The 1,205-nt window shown below is 72.5% G+C and carries 2 protein-coding genes; one reads left to right on the top strand and one right to left on the bottom strand.

Annotated elements, in window-relative coordinates; translation table 11 throughout:
• A partial coding sequence (locus tag AOK16_RS29400; protein WP_478072543.1) for an ATP-binding protein occupies positions 1 to 145 on the top strand: 145 nt, incomplete at its 5' end.
• Between the two features lie 15 nt (positions 146 to 160).
• Here the strand turns inward: AOK16_RS29400 and AOK16_RS21875 are convergent.
• On the bottom strand, positions 161 to 1,205 hold a 1,045-nt coding region (locus tag AOK16_RS21875), incomplete at its 5' end, for an MFS transporter (protein ID WP_055473892.1).

Here is a 1,205-nt window from a genome sequence, read left to right as displayed (position 1 = left end):
GCCGCGCCGCCGCAGGGCGGAGCCGGCCGACGAGTCCGGCCGCGGTATCTCCATCGTCGCGACCATCGCCTCGTCCTGGGGCTCCCGCCGCACCCCAGGGGGCGGGAAGGCGGTCTGGTGCGAATTCGCCCTCCCCAAGGGTTAGCCGGAGTTCCCCGGATCAGACCGATGCGGTCACCGGCTCCCGCTCCGCACGCGGCGTGGGGACCGGGGCCGGGGCCCTGAAGGGGCTGTCCTGGGCGGGCGTCAGACGACGGCCCATCCTCAGGGCCAGGACCGTGATCCCCAGCGAGCACCCGATCAGCATCGCGATGTACGCCACGTACATCCCCGCTCCAGCCATCAGACCGCCCACCGCGGGCCCGACGGCCAGCGCGAGCTGCTTCACCAGCGCGAAGGCCGAGTTGTACTGCCCCACCCGCGAGGACGGCGCCAGGTCGGCCACCAGCGGAGCCACCGTCGGCGACAGCATCGCCTCGCCGAGGCCGAAGAGCGCGTACGTCGAGATGATCGCCGCCGTGGCGATCGCCTGGCTTCCGTGGACGAGGCCGGAGGCCCCGGCCGCGACCCACGCCACCGTCCAGATCAGACCGACCGCCGCGATGACCCGGCTGCGCCGCCGCCGCTCCACCAACTTCAGGACCACGAACTGCGCCAGCACGATCACCGCGGTGTTGGCGGCCAGCGCCACACCCAGCGTGGCGGGCGAGATCCGCGTGACCTCGACGGCGAACGCCGAGAGCCCGGACTCGAACTGCCCGTAGCAGGCGAAGAACATCACGAAGCCGAGCGCGCACAGCTGCACCATCGCCCGGTCCCCGAGCAGCGCCCGCAGACCGCCGTTCGCCCGGTCGTCCGTCGGCACCGCGTCGTCCACCCGAGGCACCCGCGGCAGCCGTACGGTCGCCACGGCCGCGCCCAGCACCAGGAACATGACGGCCTCGATCGAGAACAGCGTCACGAAGCTCGACGGCTGGTCCGTGTCCACGATGAGCCCGCCGAGCAGCCCGCCGACGCCGAGACCCAGGTTGTTCAGGAAGAACTGCATGGCGAACGCGCGCGACCGCGTGGCCGTGGTCGAGCACCACACGATCATCGTGGCCAGCGTGGGCTGGATCACCGCGATACCGGCGCCCAGCAGCCCTGCGGCCGCGATGACCAGCGGCTCGCTGTCCGCCAGGCCGAGCCCCATCGACCCGACTGCG

It is taken from the genome of Streptomyces pathocidini (genome assembly GCF_001418495.1).
Classification (GTDB): Bacteria; Actinomycetota; Actinomycetes; order Streptomycetales; family Streptomycetaceae; genus Streptomyces; species Streptomyces pathocidini.
The sequence above is the reverse complement of the archived record's forward strand: the minus strand, read 5'-3'. Positions and strand labels throughout refer to the sequence as shown.